Raw genomic sequence first — 20,043 nt, 5'->3', positions numbered from 1 at the left:
TTTTTATAGTTTTTTAGTGGCAGATTTTATAAAAAGATATTTATTTTTCAGTTGGTGTTTTGTGAATATTTTCTTTTCTTTTATCTCTTCTAATAAACGATGGAAGTTATATATACTTGATTTTGGAGCCAGCGTCTGCTTTTTGGTTGATTCAAACAATTTGTTCCACAGCTAATCACATTTTCCTTTTGAAATCATATTCTGTGCTAAATTAGCGTCGCTTTTTAAAGCGATATTGTACAAGGAGATGTTGTGAAGCTTAAATTACTAGCAAAATGTTTTGCTCTTTCCTCTATTAACTTTCTGCTTGCAAATACTGCGAATGCAGGGGATCTGTTTCAGCCAGTAGAGGTTCATTCCGTTGGATCAAAGGCAGAGGCAGTCGCTGTTGCTGACTTTAATAATGATGGACTTGATGATGTTGTGCTAACTACATCGAGTAACTTTGACCCCGAGAATGATTTTAAATTAAAGGTATTTCTACAGGATAAAATTGGTGCTCTGAAGGAGTCTGTTGATTATCAGCTAGCTGGGAATGAGGAAAGACCTCCTAAATCAATCGCAGTGGGTGATTTTAATAATGATAATTTAAATGATGTTATTGTCGGGCTTGATGGCGGCGTAATTGAGATATACCTGCAGGATCCTACTGGCGGTTTAGTGTATTCAGAATCTCTAGAGAACTCCTATTCTGAACGAGTGGCTATTGCCGAACTTGGTAATAATGGTGATAAAGGAATCCTTGGGATCAGTTGGGAAGAGTATGGTGCTGTAATAAGTCGTAAAATGGGAGAATCACCTAATTATGTGGGACCCATTAACGAGCTAGCGATTGAAAGTCCTGGGCAGATGGGGCTGGGTGATGTTGATGGAGATGGTTTAACAGATATCTCACTAGTCGGTAAGGGATTTCCCAAAAATCGTTTGCTTGTGCTATCGCCGGATGATTCCTTGATCTTGAATGAGATTGCCAGTATTGAATTAGATGGAAATACTGATGTTGATGATGATATTCAAATAAAAGGAATCGCTATTGGCGATCATTAATAATGATGGCCGCAATGATATTTCAGTATCACTCGGCGATGAGGGACAGGTTAATTCAAGAATCGCTGTATTTTACCAGGGAGAAGATGGATTATTGCAGCAGCCTGAAGTCCTCAGCTATGACGGTATTCCTGGAGAGCTTTTAACCAAAGATATTGATAATGATGGTTCTGCTGATTTAGTTGTCTTGCCGGCCAGTGGAGAGTTGTTAAGTATTTATCAGCAGCAAAATGACGGAGCCTTGGCTCTGAGTGAACAGGTGGCCATTCCAGGTGCGATATATACCAACCCTCAGAGTATGCCTAGTGGTGATATTAACGGGGATGGTATTGCGGATATCATTGTCGCAAATCCGTTACAGGGATTGGTTATATTAAAAGGTGGTGCTGGGCATATCAACCAGCCACCCACGGCTATCGCCGGTGAAAATCAAGCTGCTGAAGGTAATTCGGCGGTACTGCTCAATGGTACTCTGTCTTCAGATTCCGACGGCAGTATTATGGCTTACCGCTGGGCACAGATTTCCGGTACTCCTGTTATCTTAAATGACTCTGGTAATGGTTTCGCTAGTTTTACTGCGCCCTCCGAAATTACTGGAGTTGTACAGGAGTTAATTTTCGAGCTGGAAGTTGAGGATGATAAGGATCTAAAGAATACTAGCAAAGTGGCGGTTAGTATTGGAACTAATTTGGCTCCTATAGTTTTGCTTGATCCAATAGCGTCAGTTGTTTCTGGTGAAGAGGTTAAATTATCTGCAAGCAGTTCTTATGACCTGTTATTAACTATCATTGGCGACAGGTATCAGGCTTACCAGTTGAACTGAAAAATCTTGATGATGGAACCGCTTCATTTGTCACCCCAGTATTTTCTGGGGATAAAAAATATTGGAGGATTTTTTAGTTTGAGATTGAGGTTGAAGATAATGGTGGTTTGAAGAGTAAATCAATAGTTCCTATCTTTGTTGAAAGCATCGTTTTAGCTGCCCCTTTTATAATCTCGAGTTACCAATTCGTTGACCCAGGTGAGGAAGTCTTGCTTCAAGGGTGGGTTGGGGATAATGATGGCCATATTGTAGATTATCGCTGGCGTTCACTCTCCGATATGGATATAGAATTGACAGCCCACGCCGACGGTAGCGCAAGCTTTATAGCACCCCAAATTCCTTGGGATGCAGAAATTACCCTGAAGTTTGAGCTTGAGGTCGAGGATAACGATGGCCTGACAGCCACGGGTTTATTTACTGTAATTGTTAAGCAGAATATGCCCCCAAATATTGGTGCTGGAACTATAAGAGTGGTTCAACCGAATACAAATGTGACTTTAGATGGTTCCTATTCACATGATCCAGATGGATATATTGTGAGGCAACAATGGGAGCAAGTATCGGGTCCACCCGTTGAATTAGTAGATGCTAATAATTTAATTGCCAACTTTAAAGCTCCAGCAGAGCCAGCTGTATTGTCATTTAAATTGAGTGTCACTGATAACAGAGGGGCGACAAGCGAAATGACCGTCAGCGTAGATGTCGAGTTAGTTCCCCCGAAAGTAATAAGCACTACTCAAGAAGTTGAGCCCGGTGAAAATGTCTTACTGGTTCCTGGCATCTTTTGGGATGTCCCTGGTGCGCATATTGTCGACTATCGCTGGAGCTCCCTCTCCGATAGGGATATTGAATTGATAACTCACGCTGATGGCAGTGCGAGTTTTATAGTACCACAAAACCCGGGAAGGGAGTTTACTCTGGAGTTTGAGCTGGAGGTTGAAGATAACAATGGCCAAATAGTAACGAGTATATTTACGGTAATCGTAGAAGGGAACATTCCACCGTTTATGGTTGTTGCATATGGGGCTGTTGGCGGCGTTAAGACTAATACAATTTCGACCTTGAGCGGTGGGGCTTCAATAGATCAGGATGGAACTATTGTGAGCCAGAAATGGGAGCAGGTATCTGGCCCTGCAGTTGAATTGATTGATGCGGACAAGCTGACTGCTTATTTTATGACACCAGCAGAGCCCGCCACTTTGTCTTTCAAATTCAGCATTACGGATGATGATGGAGCAACAACTGAAAAAACTATAACCTTAGATGTTGAAGAGTAGATAATATTAAAAGCGAGCCTCTCAGGAGGCTCGCTTTCTATTACTGTTGCTTATAATTAGCCATATAGTCTAAGGTTAGAAAGGTTAAAGCTTCAGTTCCTTTACGCAACATACCTTCATCCACATAAAACAGCGGTGAATGGTTGCTTGGGGCTTTGCTGGGATCCTGCCCTTGAGGGGTTACCCCCAAAAAGTAGAAAAATCCAGGCACTTCATTCGCGTAATAGGAAAAATCTTCGGCACCGGTTATTTTGGGTACCTCCACAACACGTTGTTCTCCCACCACAGATCTTAAAATAGGCAGGGCCTTTTCTGTGAGCTCGGCATTGTTGACCGTTACTGGGTAGCCCTCAAGGATTTCCACATCTGCACTGGCTCCAGAGCTTTCGGCAATCAGTTTCGCAGTGGTTTTTAAGCGTTTAAAAATCTCCGCACGATTTTCCATATCAAAATTGCGGATGGTGCCGTTCAGGTAAACACTGTCTGGAATAATATTGTTGCGCACACCGCCATCAATACGGCCGTAGGAAATAACGGCAGGTTCCTTGGTGATATCGATTTGGCGGCTGACAATAGCTTGGGTGCCCATTACAACTTGCGCGGCGGTAACAATCGGGTCAACGCCACCCCAGGGACGTGAACCGTGCGTTTGTCGGCCGTTAATAGTAATGCGAAACTCGTCGGCAGCGGCCATTAACGGACCTGAGCGATAGCCAATCACACCGGAGGGTAACGAGGAGGTGACATGCTGGCCGAATGCCACTTCTGGTTCGTATTTTCTAAACAAGCCTTCCTCGAGCATCAGTTCTGCTCCACCTTCCTCACCATCTGGCGCACCTTCCTCGGCGGGCTGGAAGATAAAGAGGACATTGCCGGCCAGCTCCTCGCGAAGGCCTGTCAGTACTTCAGCAGCTCCCATCAGCATGGCCACGTGGGTATCATGGCCGCAGGCATGCATGACACCGACATCCTTGCCCTTATAAGAAGTTCTCACCTTAGAGGCGAAGGGAACATCGGCTCTTTCGGTGACTGGTAAAGCATCCATATCCGCGCGCAGGGCGACGGTTGGGCCGGGTTTGCTCCCTTTGAGAAAACCCACCAGCCCGGTATGGGCAATCCCTGTCTCAACCTCTAGGCCCAGAGCGCGCAGATGCTTCTCAATATATTTGGCGGTCTCAAATTCACGATTTCCCAGCTCTGGATTCTGGTGCAGGTGACGGCGCCATTCGATGACTTTGGGTGCGGTGTCTTCCAGTAATTGCTGGGGATTGGTATCTGTAGCAGATACCTGACTGGCCAGTAACGACGTACTGATAGCGAGTGATAGGAGTAGTTTCTTCACGGTATTTTCTCTTTTCTCATTATCGGTAATCGATTCTATCTTTCTGGAAGAAAAGCGCCAGCGCGAATGCGTTCAAGTAGAAACTTGTTCATTGAATAAACCGGTGGACTTATTCGATGAGCGTGTAGCTAGTCGAGCCGTTGAGCAGTAATAAATACTCATGCCAAAATGGTAGTTTAGGGGGGTATTGTTTCTGAGGACGGATCTTAAAACATTAACGCGAAATAGTATGTTTAACTGAATATTAAAAATATTATCAGTACAATATCATATCAAAATATACATCAGGGCATCGTAGGGAGAAGGCATTTGGGGATTTTAGATAAAGCCAAGCAGCTTGGAGAAAAAGTCAACGAGTCTGTTACAGCGTTTAGTAGTGATGAAGTGATAGCCAATACCGTTATTAAAGCGGTGGAAAAACAGGAGAAGGTCAATGCAATTCTTAAGGCAAAGGGCTCAAATTACCGGGTAGCAGATATTGATCTTGGCATGGGGATACCGCCGACGGTATCTTTTGGTGTGCGTAGGATAGATGAAATTACTGATGGGTTTGGTGAAGGTGAAGCTGAGGATCAGCCTTTGAATGCTTCATTTGATTGATTGTTGTAATTCAAGTTGTTTTTTAGAATTTAATGTGGGTTTAATTTATTAATGGAATTTATAAGAAGTAAGAGCTTCACGGGAAAGGTTGCCTGGGAATCAAAACTCATTGCCAATATGAATGGTGTTACTACCAAACTGCATTGGACCGATAAGCCTTATGTTTGGCATGTAAATGATGGTCAGGAAGTATTTGCCGTGCTCGATGGTTGCGTTGAGATGTTTTATAAGCAAGATAGTAAAGTGAAATCTGAGGTGTTGCATCCCGGTGATATCTTTTATGCTTCAGAAGGTACGGAACATGTGGCTCATCCTCAAGGAGAGGCTCGTATACTAGTGGTGGAGATGGAGGGAAGTATTTGATCCTGATTGATCGCTAGATTTTATAAAAGCCGGCTTCTCATTGTTTGCTCAGATAGTCCTTGAATGCCGGTTTTTTTGTGATGGAAGAATACCCTTTTCATAAAAATAATATTGATGCCATAAGTTTACCGATTTACCCCGGTATCAGCCTACTTGAATAATGATTAGGTTAGTTCTTGGCTATATACCCGCTAATACAACCATTCTTCAGCTTTTCGAATACTATTGATATCAACATAGAATCTGATGGTAAAGCCCTAAAGGTTGTACAGGTAGAACTATGGAAAGTACTACCCGGTCGTGAAGCACAGCTTCTTGATCAAGTTATTGCGGATAATACGGGGAAGGCGCGTTTAACCTATGGTTACCTTGAATAAGGTTCAGTTCTATATATTAAAAGTAAGGGTAGTAGGACCTCTGATAAGTTCCACCAGTACTTGGAGCAATTGGCTATTCTTCCCTTTATCAAGCCAAGTGCCGTGATCATAAATGAAATCACCACGATCGGTTCTATTTGGCCCAATACGCAACAATTGGAAAATGGCAGGCTACAAGGTTCATTTAATGTATTAAAGATTGGCTCAGGTCATGTGCAACACTTAACGCTGACAAGTACTTTGAATTGTTTAACCTGCGCTATCCAATCTCTGAGGGAAAACAGCGTAGAATTACAATGTTCCTTCCTTATCTATTATATCCACCAAAGTATTTTTTCCTGAAGATCAAACTTTCTGGTGGAGGCATCTTTACCGCTGGCCGGCTGATGTTTGATATCAATGGAAATCTATGGAGTGGCCAGAGCTGGATGCCGGGCTTTCAGTGAGGATGTCTTGGATGATAATCTGAGTCGAGAAATTGCCACTGCCGGTGGCGGCGTTGGGCTAGTCGTTATTTATGGTATTGCCAAACCTATACGTAATCCTTTTATTGGATCGGTACGTCGGCCGGTGATTCCGGTAGCCCAATGAGAGTGAGAGCCATTACTCTGTGAAGGATTTAAAAAGGTAATGATCCAGTCTACTCTACTTGAGAGTACATGAGGTGATGGTCTATGGGGTAAACTTGCCAATATGCTCTATACTCTCGCCTAAAGAAGCATTTCGGTATTTCTCTAAGCAAGTGTTTTTTTAACCACCTTCCAGCTATAAACGAACTGCTTTAAGGTTCCTGCCTTTTCCCCAAAGAATTCACCTGACCCTAGATGATTACTTCCCAAGGCTTGAAGATTATTAAGAATTATTGTTTATTGGGAAGTTATAAGAATAAAAGTCGACCTGCTTAATAAAGCTGAGATTTCTCAATTCTAATAATTACATACTCTGAAGGCGAGTTCCCCATGCTACAACTGAGACCCAACTGTGAGTGCTGTGATAAGGACCTACCTCCTAATTCCACAGAGGCAATGATCTGTACCTATGAGTGCACTTTTTGCCGCACCTGTGTAGAAGACATACTGAGCAACGTTTGCCCAAATTGCGGTGGTGGTTTTTGCCCAAGGCCCATTCGTCCACAAGTGGCTCGGCGCCCAGGCGTGGGTCTCGAGTTTCAGCCACCTTCAGAAAAGAGAGTGAAAAGCAAATTCAGCCACGAGGAAATGCAAGTTTTCGCTGAATCCTTAAGAGAGATTGCTGCTGAAGTGCGTTGATCTTTTTGCTGTGATTATTGATGCAGAGTTATGTGCTAATGACCAAATTATATTTTCCGGTCAATAGCTGCTTAGCATGCTGTCGCCGTGATAGCTATTCTGCATTAATAGGGAAAAAAGGTACGAAGAGAAGTAATACACTCAGCCTGTGTCCTTAAGGGCATATTTTCTTTGCTTCAGGGGCAGTAGTAGATTACCCGGTTACTTTATGGGCTAGGTTGCCCTCAACCCTGACCAATGGGGCTAGCATAATTTCTTCTCACCCCTTAACTTATATCGCCTTTTTTTGGGGATCTTACAGGGATAACTATGACGAGTATCGTAGCGGATATCGGCGGCACTAATGCCCGTTTTGCGATAGCCAGACCGGTTGCGGAGGGCTATCAGCTCGAGGGGCTGAAAGTAGTGGACTGCAAGCGCTTTGAAGGGTTTGATGCTGCGCTGCAGCATTGGTTGGATGGCCTCAATCAGCCCAGACCTGAGAAAGCCTGTATTGCCGCTGCTGGCCCGCTGGAAAAGACTTCCTCCGGTAGTCGCGTTTACATGACCAACCTGGGCTGGAGTATTGATGCCACGGCCCTGGCCGAGGAGTTTCAGTTTCCCCATCTGGAGTTGATCAACGATTTCGCTGCGTTGGCTCAATCCCTGCCGCGCCTGACCAGTAGTGATTATAAGGTACTGAGAGATGTGCCCCGCCCACAAGGGGCGCCCATGGTGGTACTGGGACCGGGTACAGGCCTCGGTGTGGCGGGCCTGGTTGAGGCCGATGGACGCTACCATGTGCTCGCAGGCGAGGGAGGCCATGCTAACCTAACAGTCTCCACCGAGCGCGAGTTGCAATTACTGCAGATCCTCATGAAGAGCCGTACACCGGTTTTTAATGAGTGGGTCCTCTCTGGAAATGGCTTGGTAAATCTGTACCGCGCCGTCTGCGAATTGAATGGCCGAACCCCTGAAGCGCTGACACCACCGGATGTAAGCACTCGTGGCCTGGATAACTCCGACCCTATGTGTCATGAGACCCTGCTGGATTTCCTCAATTTCCTCGGCAGTGTCGCGGGAGATGCAGCGCTGTATATGGGCGCACGTGGTGGAGTATTCCTGGGGGGAGGTATACTGCCTCGTATCGCAGAGTTGTTGCCCGAAAGCGAGTTTGAGCAGCGCTTTCTCACCAAGGGGCGGGTTGCAAAGTGGATGCAAGCCGTGCCGGTCTATGCCTTGAATGCCGGCTATCAGGCCCTCATCGGTGCTGCGGTGCAATTGGAAGGTTGATTTGCCAGCTGTGTCCCTGAAATAGATCAGCTTATTTGTTTCAGGGGTACCTATAAAACGTTTGGGAAAGTTAACACTAAATCGTCACTTTTTTCAGGGGCTCCGCAAGGCTTAAAGCTTCTCTTACAAGCCACACCTCCCTTTGCGCCTACCTAGTTAGATGCAATTTACCTTCGCCGCATCGCGTGTAATTATGCGGCATACCAGCGTGATTGAAGTCACAGTTTCTCCCGCCTCCTCCCCCCTCGGGGGAGGATGTTATGGATAGGGGGCCGTCCTAGGATGCAGGGTCTCAACATAACGATAAGTCCAGGGAGAAGATGATGAGTCTATCCAATAAAGGTAAAGGGGCACTCAGACCCACTTTGCTATCTGCTGCCATCGCGGCCTCCGTGTCCACCTCGGTTGGGGCCTATGCGCAGGAGCAGGAAACACTGGAAGAAGTAACAGTTACCGGTATTCGCACCAGCGTTTTGGACTCCGTTGAAGCCAAGCGCGCCGCCGATGTGGTGGCCGATGTGGTAGATGCGGGCGCTCTGTCATCTCTTCCCGACCAATCTATTGCCGACGCCCTGGGGCGGCTGCCCGGCGTAACCACCGTGCGATCCAACGGTCAGTCCTCACAGCTAAATATCCGCGGTATGAACGGCGACTTCCTGCAGACGACCCTGAATGGTCGTGAGCAGGCCTCTACCAGTGGTTATACCGAAAGTACTCGCTGGATCTCTTTTGACCAGTACCCAGCTGAGCTGATTAATCAGGCGGCGGTCTACAAGACTCCGAAAGCCTCTCATATCGAAGGTGGTGTAGCGGGCTCTGTAGAGCTGAAAACGGCCAACCCTCTCGATGCCGAGAAAGAACACAACTTTAATGCCAATGTACGCATGTCGTTTAACGACGCAGCCGATGACGTCGGTGCCGACGAGTTCGGTGAGCGTGTCACGCTGTCGTACATGGGTAAATTTATGGATGACAAGGTGGGCGTCGCTCTGGGTTATTCCCACCTTGAGCAGCCAAACAACTTTACCAAAGCGCGTGCAGGTGCTGACGATCAGCTCGGATACTTCACCGGAACTACGGAAGATGAAGAGGAAGTAAATGTACCTCGAGCCTTCCAATGGCAGGCTGGAACAGGTAAAGATACTCGCGATGGCTATCTGGCCAGTGTTGTATTCCAGCCCACAGATAACTTCAAGGCTCAGCTTGACTATTTCAAGTCTGAATTTGAGCGGATTGATACTCGCCACGGTATTACTGTTGGCAACTTAGAAAAGACCGATGGTTACACCCCTTATGGAATAATCGACGGGGGGGTTGCAACCTCAGGCACAGCAACTGTCACCGATACAACTATTGGTCCCTGGTTTGAAGCGCGCTCCGAAGATCAATCCACCCAGGCAGATAGCGACAGTATTGGCTTGAATTTGGAGTGGAGTTTTGCTGATCAGCATACTTTAACTTTCGATTATTCATACAGCGAAGGCACAAAGACTCGTAAGGACCAGATTGTGTCCATGCATGCGTATGACTTGGGGTATGACGATAGCGGTGAGCTGGAGACTTGGCAGGAAGCGGCAAATCAAAGCTTTGCTTACTCAATGAAAGGTGATGGTATACCTTCAGCTGCTTTTGCCGGGGTAGATTTTACTGACCTGGATACCATGCGTCTTTCTCGCTATGAGGAGTATCCTCACGAGTACACTGACGAGGTTGAAGCCTTCAAAGTGGACTACCAATTTGATTTGGAATGGGGCGCAATCGCCTCTATTGAAGCTGGTCTTCGTTACTCTGAGAGAACTTTTGATTCTGATCGTGGAACCTTCCTATATGGTAGTCGCGATGGGCAGTATAACGGTTACTGTGAAGAAAACCTTTCAGAAATTGAATGCATGCCACAGGAGCTGGATGGTTTCGTAAAAGTTCAATCCGTTGAAGGTGCTCCCGATCATTTCGTTATCACTGATATGGATGGCCTTGCATCAAGCATTTTTGGTGCTGGTAACTACAACGGTGTAAAAACTTTCAGTAATGGTAAGGATTGGACTTTTGTTGAGTCTGGAGCTGTTACTGAAGAAGTATTCGCTTACTATGCGATGGCGAATATTGATACCCAATTGGGTGGCATACCTGTAACCGGTAACTTTGGTGTGCGTATTGTCGAAACAGACGTTAAATCAAAAGGCATCCAAAAAATTGGTGATGGACTTGGTACCGCGATCACTGATGATTTGGGTGTGACTAGCACCGACTATGGCCATGTCGAGTATGGCCCTGAATATACTGATACCTTACCTTCATTAAATTTAAACTTTGAGTTATCAGAACAAGATTACATTCGCTTCGCCGCAGCAAAAGTTATGGGACGCCCGCCGGTTGGCCAGCTAAAGGGCGGTGCAGGTTCTTGGAACTCAGCGGGAGAGAATGATTATAATGTTTGGACCAAAGGATCTCCCTACCTAGATCCCTTTCGTGCGAATCAATTTGACTTAGCTTATGAACACTACTTTGAAGATGGTGGTGCAGTCACTGCAGCAATCTTCTGGAAAGATATCGAGAGTCTGATCGAGAAGCAGTATATTTATCTCGACAGCCAGTCTGAACGCACAGCTCTGTTTAAATCTTTGGGTATCGATGTTCCGGTAGGCTTTGAAGCTGGTGCATTTGAAACCTACGTGAACAATGATAAGGGTGGCTATATTCGCGGCATTGAGCTGGCTGGTACGAAAACCTTTGATCAGCTCCCAGGAGTTCTATCTGGGCTAGGTATGACCGCTAGTTATTCTTACACAGAAAGTGAGACAGAGGTTACTGGTGGTAATCTCGCTGGCGAGACAATGCCCTTACCAGGCCTATCTGAGAACGTGTGGAGTACTACGGTATTTTGGGATATCGGGAACTTCAGCAGCCATGTAAATGTGCGCTATAGAGATGAATTTACAGAAGTAATGTCAATCCCTGGTAGCTCTACAGTAGTTCCTGCTCGTGAATATACAACTGTGGATGCACAGATTTCCTATGCTTTCGAAAATGGTGTTGATATTGTTTTATCCGGCAATAATTTGACCAATGAAGCGGATGTGAAATCTTACGGGGTGGATGGTGCCCTCGGTGAATATACTGAATTCGGGCGTCAGTTTTATCTCGGATTAAACTATAGTTATTAAGTGCCTCTAGTTAATCCGGTGTAAACTGGAATAGTAATAAAAGACCACCCGCTGAGCCTTGCTTGCCGGGTGGTTTTTTGTTGGAAATTCCTCAATACCTGATATTTCGTTCAGGTTCTGAATATTTGAGAATAGAAATGAACCGTCAAAATAAAAAAATTATTATTCTGGGTGGCGGTACCGCCGGATGGATTACCGCTAACTTGATGGCGACCCATTGGCAGGATAAAGGGTTTGAAATCACCCTGGTGGAATCACCGGATATTGGCATTATTGGCGTAGGGGAGGGCTCGACACCGCCTTTAAAAGGCTTCATGGAGACGATTGGTGTTAGCGAAGCGGAGTGGATGCCGGAATGCAATGCGACTTACAAGGTGGGAATCACCTTTAAAGACTGGTCAGTGAAGCCAGGTTTCACCGAGTATGTTCACCCTTTTGTCGCTCAACCAGATCAATTCACTATCCCGGCATTTTTCCATAATAGTTTCTTACGTAGAAAAGGCATCGATCTGGAAGGGCACCCAGATCAGTTCTTTCTGGCAACTGAGATGATCCGGCAAAAATTATCTCCAGTCGCGCCGGAAAACTTCCCTTTTGAAATTGCCTATGGCTACCATTTTGATTCTGGTTTATTGGGCCAGTTCCTGCGGCGTGTTGCAGAACAGAAAGGCGTTCGCTATAAGGAGGCGTCAGTGGCTGGCGCCATGCTCGATGCACAGGGGAATATTGATCACCTGAAAACTACTGATGGTGAGGTTCTCAAAGCGGATCTGTATGTCGATAGTTCGGGTTTCCGTGGGAACCTAATCCAGCAAACACTGAAAGTGCCGTTTATTAGTTGTGCGGAGAGTCTCTTTAATGATTCGGCAATAGTGTTTCCGACCGAGCAAGAAGAAAATTTTGCTCCTCACACAATATCTAAAGCGATGAAGTATGGTTGGGCATGGAAAATTCCCCTGACCAATCGCAATGGCAATGGCTATGTTTATAGCTCTAGTTTTGTGGATGCTGACAAAGCAGAAACAGAAATTCGTGCCCATCTGGGACTACTGGATAGTGATGTAGAGACTCGTCAGTTGAAGTTCAAAGTTGGTCGGGTAGCTCAGCACTGGGCAAAAAACTGCCTAGCCGTGGGGCTTTCTCAGGGTTTTATAGAACCCCTCGAAGCGACAGCCCTGGATATGGTTCAAGAGACCGTGGTGCGATTTATCGAAGCCTATAACAATGGCGACTACACCGATAAATATAGGGAAGAATTTAATAATCGCATCAGCGCCCGTTTTGATGCCGTACGTGACTACATCGTCTGTCACTACCGAATCAGTTCGCGTAGGGATACTGATTACTGGATTGCCAATAGCACCAATGAAAAAATCTCACAATCTCTGCGGTCTATCTTGCAGTCCTGGATGGCCGGTAAGAATATTACCGATGAACTGCTAAATCAAAATCTGGATATCTACTTTCCCAATGTATCCTGGAACTGCTTGTTGACAGGCAAGGGTATCTACCCAGATCAGCAACAGCTGCGTCCGGGCAGTGACTTGGCAAATAAATATAAAATTGAAGATATTCGGGAGTTCAATAGACGTTGCGCATTGAACTTTGGATCGCACTGCGAACATTTAAGGATGTTGCAGTCCATTTGAAACTATCTTAGGGTGAATTGAAGATTTTCAGGGAAAAGATAGAGCCGGATACTTTTCATTAGCCCGGCTCTGAGGAACCTATTATTCTACAGTCTTTTCCAGCTTCTTGGTTTCCTTCATGTGCAGCATCCGCTTATCGCCCCGTTCACCGCGAATTCTTACCCGGTCCCCAGATTTCATGCCCTTTTGCTTAACTTCTTTAGCGTCAATAAAATAATAATTACCGCTAGCTTCATCTTTGATACTGAAACGACGCTCTACCTTACCGGTTTTAAAGTCTTCAGAGATGATCTCCTCTAAAGTTCCAGTAACGACTTCCTCTGCTTGACAGAAAAGGCTAAAAGTAATGCTGAATACGATTAATAAAACCTTATACATTAAGACTACCTTCTAAATAAAATGATTGATGGCTCAAGTAATTCTCTGACTGTCTTCACAGTCCTTATTTATCATATTCGACCGATATCACTGCAGATTGACCAGGCTCGCTGTTAGATTTGTAAGTAATCATGAGGCCGACATTGTCATCTTTAAAAGAGTCACCTGGTTTTTCCAGTACGGCGACATGATTTGAATCTATATCATGCAAATAGTGAATGGTCACTGAATTGGCATAATGAGACCTTGGATTTAGAATGTTGTGGCCAATATGATAGTTAACATAGTAGTAATCTTTACCGTTTTTACTACCATTGCTTTGCACTTTAAGTTGTTGGGGAAGTGTCCCGGAGAGTTCACCTGCTGTCAGCTCTATGGCCTGAATCTCTATATCCTGGGCACTGCCAGCGATCTGGCTGACGGTTGTAGTGTACTCTGGATTTGACTTGTACCAACCCATAACCTCCCGGTGGGCACTGCCAAATAGGCGAGATTTTGACCGGTTGCCCATTAGGGAGCCGGCGGTACCGTATTCATTTTCGGCTGTACCATCGTTATCTTCGTCCCAGCCTGCGTGGCCAAGGCCAATATTGTGACCCAGCTCATGCCCCATCACCAATTGATCGGTACGTGCGGCAACAATACTCCACTTGCCACCCACAGAGGCAATACCGGTACCAATCAAACCGGCATCTTCGGCTTCTGAAGGGTAGATATACACTTGGTGGCGCCAATCACTTAAGTTCAAAGGCTGACCGTTATCATCAACCAAGTTATTTTTGGCCCACTGATGGGCATCGTCTCTCCAGGAAAAACCACCATCGGTGTACTTGCCACCCTGGCCCTGGCGAGCTTGTGCATCTGCAACGCTTAAGGTTCCCCCGTTTTGAGGGTCTGGAATAGTGTATGTAATACAGTCAATAGAGCTTTTTTCTACACCCTCCTCACCATAGCAATAATGCTGCAGAGTATCGTTATCGATTCGGTGCCTAAGGAACTTGAGTTGGCCCTGGGAATTTTCCAGATAGGCATTATCAAGAGAATCGACTTCATTGAAGACCATGTCGGCAATTTCGCTAACCCCCGCCTCTCTGGTGGCGATAGCGTCGGAGAAATTCATAAATATAAAAACGATACTGTTTTTAGACGAGGCTGTTGTAGCAATTGAAAAAACTACTGATTGCTGGCTGCCATCTGTAAGTAGAAATTTGATCGTGTCTTCACTAGTTTCTCCTGTTTTTAATGCCTCGCTGTTGCTATTAAGTGAGTATTCCCAGGTTCCATCACTCTGAAGGGTAAATTGACCATATTCACCCTCAATGGAGTCTGCACTGAAGAGGGGGGTATTACCGTCGACATCATCGATTTCCAACTTACCAGAGGCGTACTCTTTGTCATTAAAAACCAATGAAGAGAGGGGCATGCTAGGTTTGAAAGAATAGGGGTCGTCAGCGCCGGTTATCTGAATGCTAATTTTTGTGACGTCATTGCCATTACCCACACCGAGGGTAAACGAGTCGGTGGCCTGCTCATCCGCATCCAGGGGATCGGAGAGAGCGCTATCCAGGGTATAAAGCCAGCTGCCATCAATTGAGGTTGTCAGGGTGCCATAAGTGCCTTGAAAACTACTATTTTCAAAGATCTGGCTGGGGTTGGCATCATCAATGAGCTTGCCACTCGTAGAGACTGTGCGGTCTTCGGTAACACTGCCTTCACCACCGCTAATTGTACCGATGCCAGTCTCTTGACTGCCACTGCCACTGCCACTGCCATTTCCTGCAGCGCTATCAGAGCCACCGTCACCGCCCCCACTACCACAAGCAGTCAAGAATACCGCCAAGCTGATGGTTGAAAATAGTTTTATCGAATCTTTCATATTGCTCTCGATATCCATCTGTAATTTTGCGCAGGATTATAGGCTAGAGATCTGCATATTCTGTGAAATCGGGTGGATATTGGAGCTTTACTGTGAATATTCAGGAATTGATACCTGTTAGGTACTTTTGGCGAAATTAAAGTAAAAAAATCTAGAAAATTACCTTCTGAATTACCTATCAGAATATATATTTAATTCTTATAGCCTTGTAATTTCAGGCTAAAAATTGCTCTTTATGTCACCAGTTTGTCACTTATGTGCACAGGTGGAAGTAAAGCGACCAATTTGACGGTTGGCCGCTTTATCAGTAAATCTAGGGAAATTATTCAGCTTTTGATAAGAGACTAACCAGTTTACCTATATCCAACTCACTGCAATATTGGGCTTTTTGGCAGTTAAGTAGGGTTTCTCTGACGATGTTGTTTCCGCTCTGCTCAGAGGCTAGTGTTAAAAAATGTATGGCCTTTTGCAGATCATATTCTTTAAGCTCATCGGAGCTGTAAGCTCTGGCCAGCTTTAAAGAGGCTCCCGTATGACCGAGTTCAGAAGCAATTTTATATAATTCAAGAGCTTGTCCCTGATCCTTGTTTACTCCCAACCCTTGTTCATACATTCGCCCCTGGTTATAGAGACCATACATGGAGTGATGTTTTGAAGCGCGTTCAAACCAGGCTAATGCTTCTGCATAATCTTGTGTGTCTTCACTTTGGTTGAGATAAAGCATCCCCAGAGCGTTCATTGCTTCGGTGGAGCCCGCCTCGGCGGCCTGCGCTAGATATTGCCTCGCCTGATGTAGATCTTTCTCAACACCTTGTCCGTTTTGGTAGAGTAACCCCAGATTGTAGCTGGCCCTGGCCGATCCCTGCTGTGCGGCGTACTGATAGATTTTAATTGCCCGATGGTAATCCTGCTCTACACCGGCACCCATAGCAGAGGCATAGCCTAGATTGGTCACGCATTCGAGATTATTTATCTTGGCACAGAGGGCATACCAGCCATAGGCGAGTTCGTGATTGGTCGGTACAAGTTTTCCAGTGGAATTGAGTACCCCCATACGAAATTGTGCTGGGTGGTGCCAGCTTAGGGCTGCCTTTTCGAAGTCCTGTAGCGCGGACTGTTCATCTTCCTTTTGTTGGTAGAGACCGTTTTCTGCAATTCTTCCCCTTAGATAAAGTGCAGCGGGGAATCCGGCACCGGCCGATTGCTGTAGAAAATGTATTCCCTCGTGAATTTGGTTGTTTCCAGCGACCTCAAGCAGATATTTCCCATAGTAAAACTGTGCAGGGGGATAGTTCTTTTCTGCAGCCTGGCTAATCAGGTCTGCGAAGATTTCCTCTTGTCCCGGCTTACCTTTCATATGAGAGCCTGCGAGGTCCAGCAGTGCCGGGGCATAGCCTTGCTGGGAGGATAGTTGCAGGTAGTGCTTTGCTAACTCCGTTCTCGGCATATTGTATTGATTCGATGCCAGTAATAGCGCCATTGCGTATTCGGCCTCGCCCTTGAGCATGGTGACTGCAGCACTCGCCAACAACTGGCTGGCTAACTCTGTATCGACTTCTATACCCAGTCCGATAGTGGTGATATAAGCGAGTAGAATTTTACCTTCCTGTAGCCCCAGGTCTGCAGCGGCAACAAAGAGTTGGGCACATTCATCCACGGCAAACATGGTGCTGTTGCCTTCGAGGCACAGATTGCCAAGACTAATATTCGCGGTGAGAGAGCCCATGCCAATGGCTTCTAAGTAGGTTTGCTCCGCCTGCTGGAATTCCCCCTCAGCCTCCTGAACCTGTCCAACGGCGTGGCGTGCGGCATAGTCAGACTCTGCCAGCGGTTGAATGATGTTTTTATACAAAGAGTCAGAGAGACCGGCAAAGGGGTATTGAATTTCGAGCAGGCGATGGAGGAAACGACTGTTATCAAAGTATATTTTGCGCACTTTGCTGTTGTCAGGATCGCGCACATTGTAAACTCGATACAGGCCGCTTCGACTCGCGGCAAATTCAAAATAGTTATCGAGTATTTCATAGCCAGACATGCTGAGTAGGTCCTCAGCGTCGGCCCAACTGGCTATTTCATAGGCGCTATAGAACGTATCGCCCCTGCGCGATGACAGTATTCCAGTGGCGATAAAGTTAAAAATATTCTGGTGATAGTTGGCCTGCTCACTATTGCCAGCAGATTCATAGCATTCGGCGGCGCTCAGGTGAGGCAGTAGCGAGATACTGTTGAGTTGGGTTATTTTTTCCCAATTTATTTCTGTACAAGTTTTCCTGCCGCTTTCCAGCTCTATCATTTCTGACTGGTAACGATCTTGTGCCTCTAAGGTTCTGAGAGGCTGGGGTGATTTTAAATATTCACTCCAATAGGTAGCATATCGCACCGAATCCGGTGCTTGCGCAACTTGTTCGGTTAAAGCCTGCAGTGGATCTGCGGGTGTTTGGACCGCGGTCTGGGAGGCGCAGGAAGCCAGTAAGAATAGGGTGGGTAAAATCAGCAGCTTCTTCATGGCTTACTTCCTGATTAGGGTTTTAATCAGGTTTTTCATTTCCTGGCTTCTATTGCGCTCGGAGGAAGCCTCCCCTTTAGCCCAAAACTTATACTGCAGTGCTTTGTCGAGCTGATTGAATTGTGCCAAATAGTTGGGCACATCTTGGGGTTCCACATGATCGGTTTTGGATTTGAAGGTGTAGTCTACCAGAAGTGCACCGTTATCCAGTTTGGCATTGCGAGTAAAGGTGAACCAGGGGTTGTCGATAGTGGTGGTACCCAGCTCCTCCTGCCAGAGAAGCTCCCCGCGAATATTCACAGTCGCACTCTGTTGGACATCGACTGGGTGTGTCAGCGCCAGGGGGCTTTGGCGAATAGGGCGTTGAGGCTTGGATAAATAGGGCACCAAAGCGGAGCCATACAAGGAAAATATCTTGCGCGCGGAACTCAGCTGGGCAAAGTCGCCGATTTGGTAATGCTCGGATACCTCCAGCTGGTTTTCCTGCAGGCTATCTTTATAGGTGATCTCTGGATTGGTGCTTACGCCCGGATAATAACCGGCGATAAAATTGGTATAGCTACTTTTGATTTGCTCAGAATCTGCAGAGAGGAAGAATTGACGCACCTGCTCGGCTTTCAGGTGGGAGAAATGAGAGCGTACTTGGAGTTCCGCACGGTTTTCCGCCGCATTGATATCATACTGTTCTTCGATACGGGCGCTGTAGCTGGCGACCTGTTCTGAGCTGGGTTCTAGGGCTTTCAGGGTACGGGTCTGCTTGGCAATGGGAAGTGCCAATTCATAATCGAAAAAGCCCTTATTCTTTATATCGATACCCTGACCTGAAGCCGTGGCATCCACCCAATATTCCCGATTATTTAGTTCGATCAGGTTGATCACATGGTTAAAAGTCTCGGGGGAGGGAATATCCTCGCCGATATCCCGCCCACGGGAAGAGGAGACCAAGGCGGGGTAGGATTGCACTCCCATGTGTGCCAGCATACTAGTTAGTAAAAGCGCTTTGTCTTTGCAGTCTCCATAACGTTTTTCCAGGGTTTCACGCGGGGTTCTGGGTTGGTGGGAATTAATACCCAACTCAATGCCAAAGTAGCGAATATCCTCCTGCACATATTCAATCGCCTTGCTGACCGCAGCCTCCAGCCCCAGCTGTGTCCGCCAGTTATCCAGTTTTCTTTTTAATGCCTCTGGCAATGAGCGGTCGACTTGGTAGAGCCCCAGGGCCCAGTCGTTCACCTGCCCCCAGTTGTCGTAGCTGGAGTATTGGATGTAATTAAGCGGGTCGTGCCAGTATGGATATTCGCTTTCCATTGGCACTCCCGCAACATCGCGCAAGTCCAGGGTGTAAGCGTAATTATTCTGTTGATGGGTTTTGTGGACTGGATATTCACGATGGTTAAATCGGTAATTAAGTTTCTTGTCGCTGCTAATTTTCACGTAGCGGCGATCTACCGCCTGGGGCCAGGAGAGGTACAAACGGCCAAAGTCGCTGCGGGCAAAAATCGGGTTGCTGCCCTCAATGGTATAGGCGTAACTGATAATATCGCCGGGGCGAATATCTTCCAGTATATACAGTGCATTCCATTGTTCGGAGTAGAGTTTATTCGCGAGCTCCTGCTCAGATTGGAAAAGCTTGAAGCCATCCTTTTGTAGGCGATCCAGTCGCTCACCGTTACGCTGTACACTGATATCGTGCATCCACAGCTTTTGGAAAGCTGGGAAGAAGCTGAAACTCAGCTCGGCAATTTCACTGACACCCTGCTGATTCAGGGGCTCAACCATTACCTGGAAGTAATACTGCTGGTCTTTTCCCCTGTGGCGGATCTGGGAATTGGACAGGTGCACACGCACGCTGCCTTGCGCCGGGCGCTTTGATTCCACCGGCTGTAATATTTCCACCCATTCAGGCGTGGCACTGAATAACAGCTCCGGGGCCGCTTGTGCAAATGAGGTGACAAGGAAAAGAGTGGCAGCCAACAATTGGCCGAGGAAACGATATTTCAAGGTGAGCCTCAATAGTTTTTACAGCGGGCATCCAGATACGAAGGGAACTAAAGGAGCTAAATAGGAAGCAAAGGTAATTACCGGTCGGCTCCGGCAAACC

The 20,043-nt window shown here is 46.4% G+C and carries 15 protein-coding genes; 10 read left to right on the top strand and 5 right to left on the bottom strand.

Features of this window, described 5'->3' with window-relative positions:
• Window positions 1-252: 252 nt before the first annotated feature.
• From ACJJID_RS15295 to ACJJID_RS15285, 3 genes are all read left to right on the top strand, one after another.
• Complete coding sequence (locus ACJJID_RS15295; RefSeq protein WP_444920222.1) at window positions 253-1,047, top strand: FG-GAP repeat domain-containing protein; 795 nt, start codon at window positions 253-255, stop codon at window positions 1,045-1,047.
• Window positions 1,034-1,870: an FG-GAP-like repeat-containing protein gene (locus ACJJID_RS15290; RefSeq protein ID WP_444920221.1), complete on the top strand. Its 837-nt coding sequence runs from the start codon at window positions 1,034-1,036 to the stop codon at window positions 1,868-1,870. Before ACJJID_RS15295 ends, ACJJID_RS15290 begins: the two co-directional genes overlap by 14 nt.
• A gap of 107 nt (window positions 1,871-1,977) precedes the next feature.
• Window positions 1,978-3,147: a PKD domain-containing protein gene (locus tag ACJJID_RS15285; protein WP_444920220.1), complete on the top strand. Its 1,170-nt coding sequence runs from the start codon at window positions 1,978-1,980 to the stop codon at window positions 3,145-3,147.
• A gap of 40 nt (window positions 3,148-3,187) precedes the next feature.
• Here ACJJID_RS15285 and ACJJID_RS15280 read toward each other — a convergent pair whose 3' ends face one another.
• Window positions 3,188-4,489, bottom strand: a complete 1,302-nt coding sequence (locus ACJJID_RS15280) for an amidohydrolase (RefSeq protein ID WP_444920219.1) — start codon at window positions 4,487-4,489, stop codon at window positions 3,188-3,190.
• 309 nt (window positions 4,490-4,798) lie between these two features.
• Here ACJJID_RS15280 and ACJJID_RS15275 point away from each other — a divergent pair, with 309 nt between their 5' ends.
• The 7 genes from ACJJID_RS15275 (at window position 4,799) to ACJJID_RS15245 (ending at window position 13,182) form a co-directional block, all read left to right on the top strand.
• Window positions 4,799-5,089, top strand: coding sequence for a hypothetical protein (locus ACJJID_RS15275; RefSeq protein ID WP_444920218.1), 291 nt, complete (start codon window positions 4,799-4,801; stop codon window positions 5,087-5,089).
• 51 nt (window positions 5,090-5,140) lie between these two features.
• The gene (locus ACJJID_RS15270) at window positions 5,141-5,452 is read left to right on the top strand and encodes a cupin (RefSeq protein ID WP_444920217.1); all 312 of its coding nucleotides are present in this window, start codon (window positions 5,141-5,143) and stop codon (window positions 5,450-5,452) included.
• A gap of 791 nt (window positions 5,453-6,243) precedes the next feature.
• Window positions 6,244-6,420: a hypothetical protein gene (locus ACJJID_RS15265; RefSeq protein WP_444920216.1), complete on the top strand. Its 177-nt coding sequence runs from the start codon at window positions 6,244-6,246 to the stop codon at window positions 6,418-6,420.
• A 368-nt stretch (window positions 6,421-6,788) separates the two neighbouring features.
• The gene (locus ACJJID_RS15260) at window positions 6,789-7,097 is read left to right on the top strand and encodes a DUF1272 domain-containing protein (protein WP_152455163.1); all 309 of its coding nucleotides are present in this window, start codon (window positions 6,789-6,791) and stop codon (window positions 7,095-7,097) included.
• 309 nt (window positions 7,098-7,406) lie between these two features.
• Window positions 7,407-8,369, top strand: coding sequence for a glucokinase (gene glk, locus ACJJID_RS15255; RefSeq protein ID WP_444920215.1), 963 nt, complete (start codon window positions 7,407-7,409; stop codon window positions 8,367-8,369).
• 323 nt (window positions 8,370-8,692) lie between these two features.
• Window positions 8,693-11,533, top strand: coding sequence for a TonB-dependent receptor (locus tag ACJJID_RS15250; RefSeq protein ID WP_444920214.1), 2,841 nt, complete (start codon window positions 8,693-8,695; stop codon window positions 11,531-11,533).
• A 137-nt stretch (window positions 11,534-11,670) separates the two neighbouring features.
• Window positions 11,671-13,182 (top strand): tryptophan halogenase family protein, encoded by a 1,512-nt coding sequence (locus ACJJID_RS15245; RefSeq protein WP_444920213.1) that lies wholly within the window; start codon window positions 11,671-11,673, stop codon window positions 13,180-13,182.
• 81 nt (window positions 13,183-13,263) lie between these two features.
• Here the strand turns inward: ACJJID_RS15245 and ACJJID_RS15240 are convergent, their stop codons facing one another.
• The 4 genes from ACJJID_RS15240 to ACJJID_RS15225 all read right to left on the bottom strand — a co-directional run bounded on the left by ACJJID_RS15240 (window position 13,264) and on the right by ACJJID_RS15225 (window position 19,943).
• Window positions 13,264-13,560, bottom strand: a complete 297-nt coding sequence (locus ACJJID_RS15240; protein ID WP_444920212.1) for a hypothetical protein — start codon at window positions 13,558-13,560, stop codon at window positions 13,264-13,266.
• 64 nt (window positions 13,561-13,624) lie between these two features.
• Window positions 13,625-15,436: a VCBS domain-containing protein gene (locus tag ACJJID_RS15235; RefSeq protein ID WP_444920211.1), complete on the bottom strand. Its 1,812-nt coding sequence runs from the start codon at window positions 15,434-15,436 to the stop codon at window positions 13,625-13,627.
• 322 nt (window positions 15,437-15,758) lie between these two features.
• Window positions 15,759-17,942 (bottom strand): hypothetical protein, encoded by a 2,184-nt coding sequence (locus ACJJID_RS15230; protein ID WP_444920210.1) that lies wholly within the window; start codon window positions 17,940-17,942, stop codon window positions 15,759-15,761.
• 3 nt (window positions 17,943-17,945) lie between these two features.
• A complete protein-coding gene (locus ACJJID_RS15225; RefSeq protein WP_444920209.1) occupies window positions 17,946-19,943 on the bottom strand; it encodes a DUF3857 domain-containing protein in 1,998 nt (665 codons plus the stop codon).
• Between the last annotated feature and the right edge of the window lie 100 nt (window positions 19,944-20,043).

Source organism: Microbulbifer sp. CnH-101-G, assembly GCF_052466775.1.
Note: the sequence above shows the minus strand (reverse complement) of the source record. Positions and strands in the feature narration are given on the sequence as shown.

Excerpts from the sequence above, each read along its gene's own strand:
- ACJJID_RS15270 (WP_444920217.1), top strand. The coding sequence starts at position 5,141 with ATGGAATTTATAAGAAGTAAGAGCTTCACGGGAAAGGTTGCCTGGGAA.
- ACJJID_RS15260 (WP_152455163.1), top strand. The coding sequence starts at position 6,789 with ATGCTACAACTGAGACCCAACTGTGAGTGCTGTGATAAGGACCTACCT.
- glk (WP_444920215.1), top strand. The coding sequence starts at position 7,407 with ATGACGAGTATCGTAGCGGATATCGGCGGCACTAATGCCCGTTTTGCG.
- ACJJID_RS15250 (WP_444920214.1), top strand. The coding sequence starts at position 8,693 with ATGAGTCTATCCAATAAAGGTAAAGGGGCACTCAGACCCACTTTGCTA.
- ACJJID_RS15245 (WP_444920213.1), top strand. The coding sequence starts at position 11,671 with ATGAACCGTCAAAATAAAAAAATTATTATTCTGGGTGGCGGTACCGCC.
- ACJJID_RS15240 (WP_444920212.1), bottom strand. The coding sequence starts at position 13,560 with ATGTATAAGGTTTTATTAATCGTATTCAGCATTACTTTTAGCCTTTTC.
- ACJJID_RS15235 (WP_444920211.1), bottom strand. The coding sequence starts at position 15,436 with ATGAAAGATTCGATAAAACTATTTTCAACCATCAGCTTGGCGGTATTC.
- ACJJID_RS15230 (WP_444920210.1), bottom strand. The coding sequence starts at position 17,942 with ATGAAGAAGCTGCTGATTTTACCCACCCTATTCTTACTGGCTTCCTGC.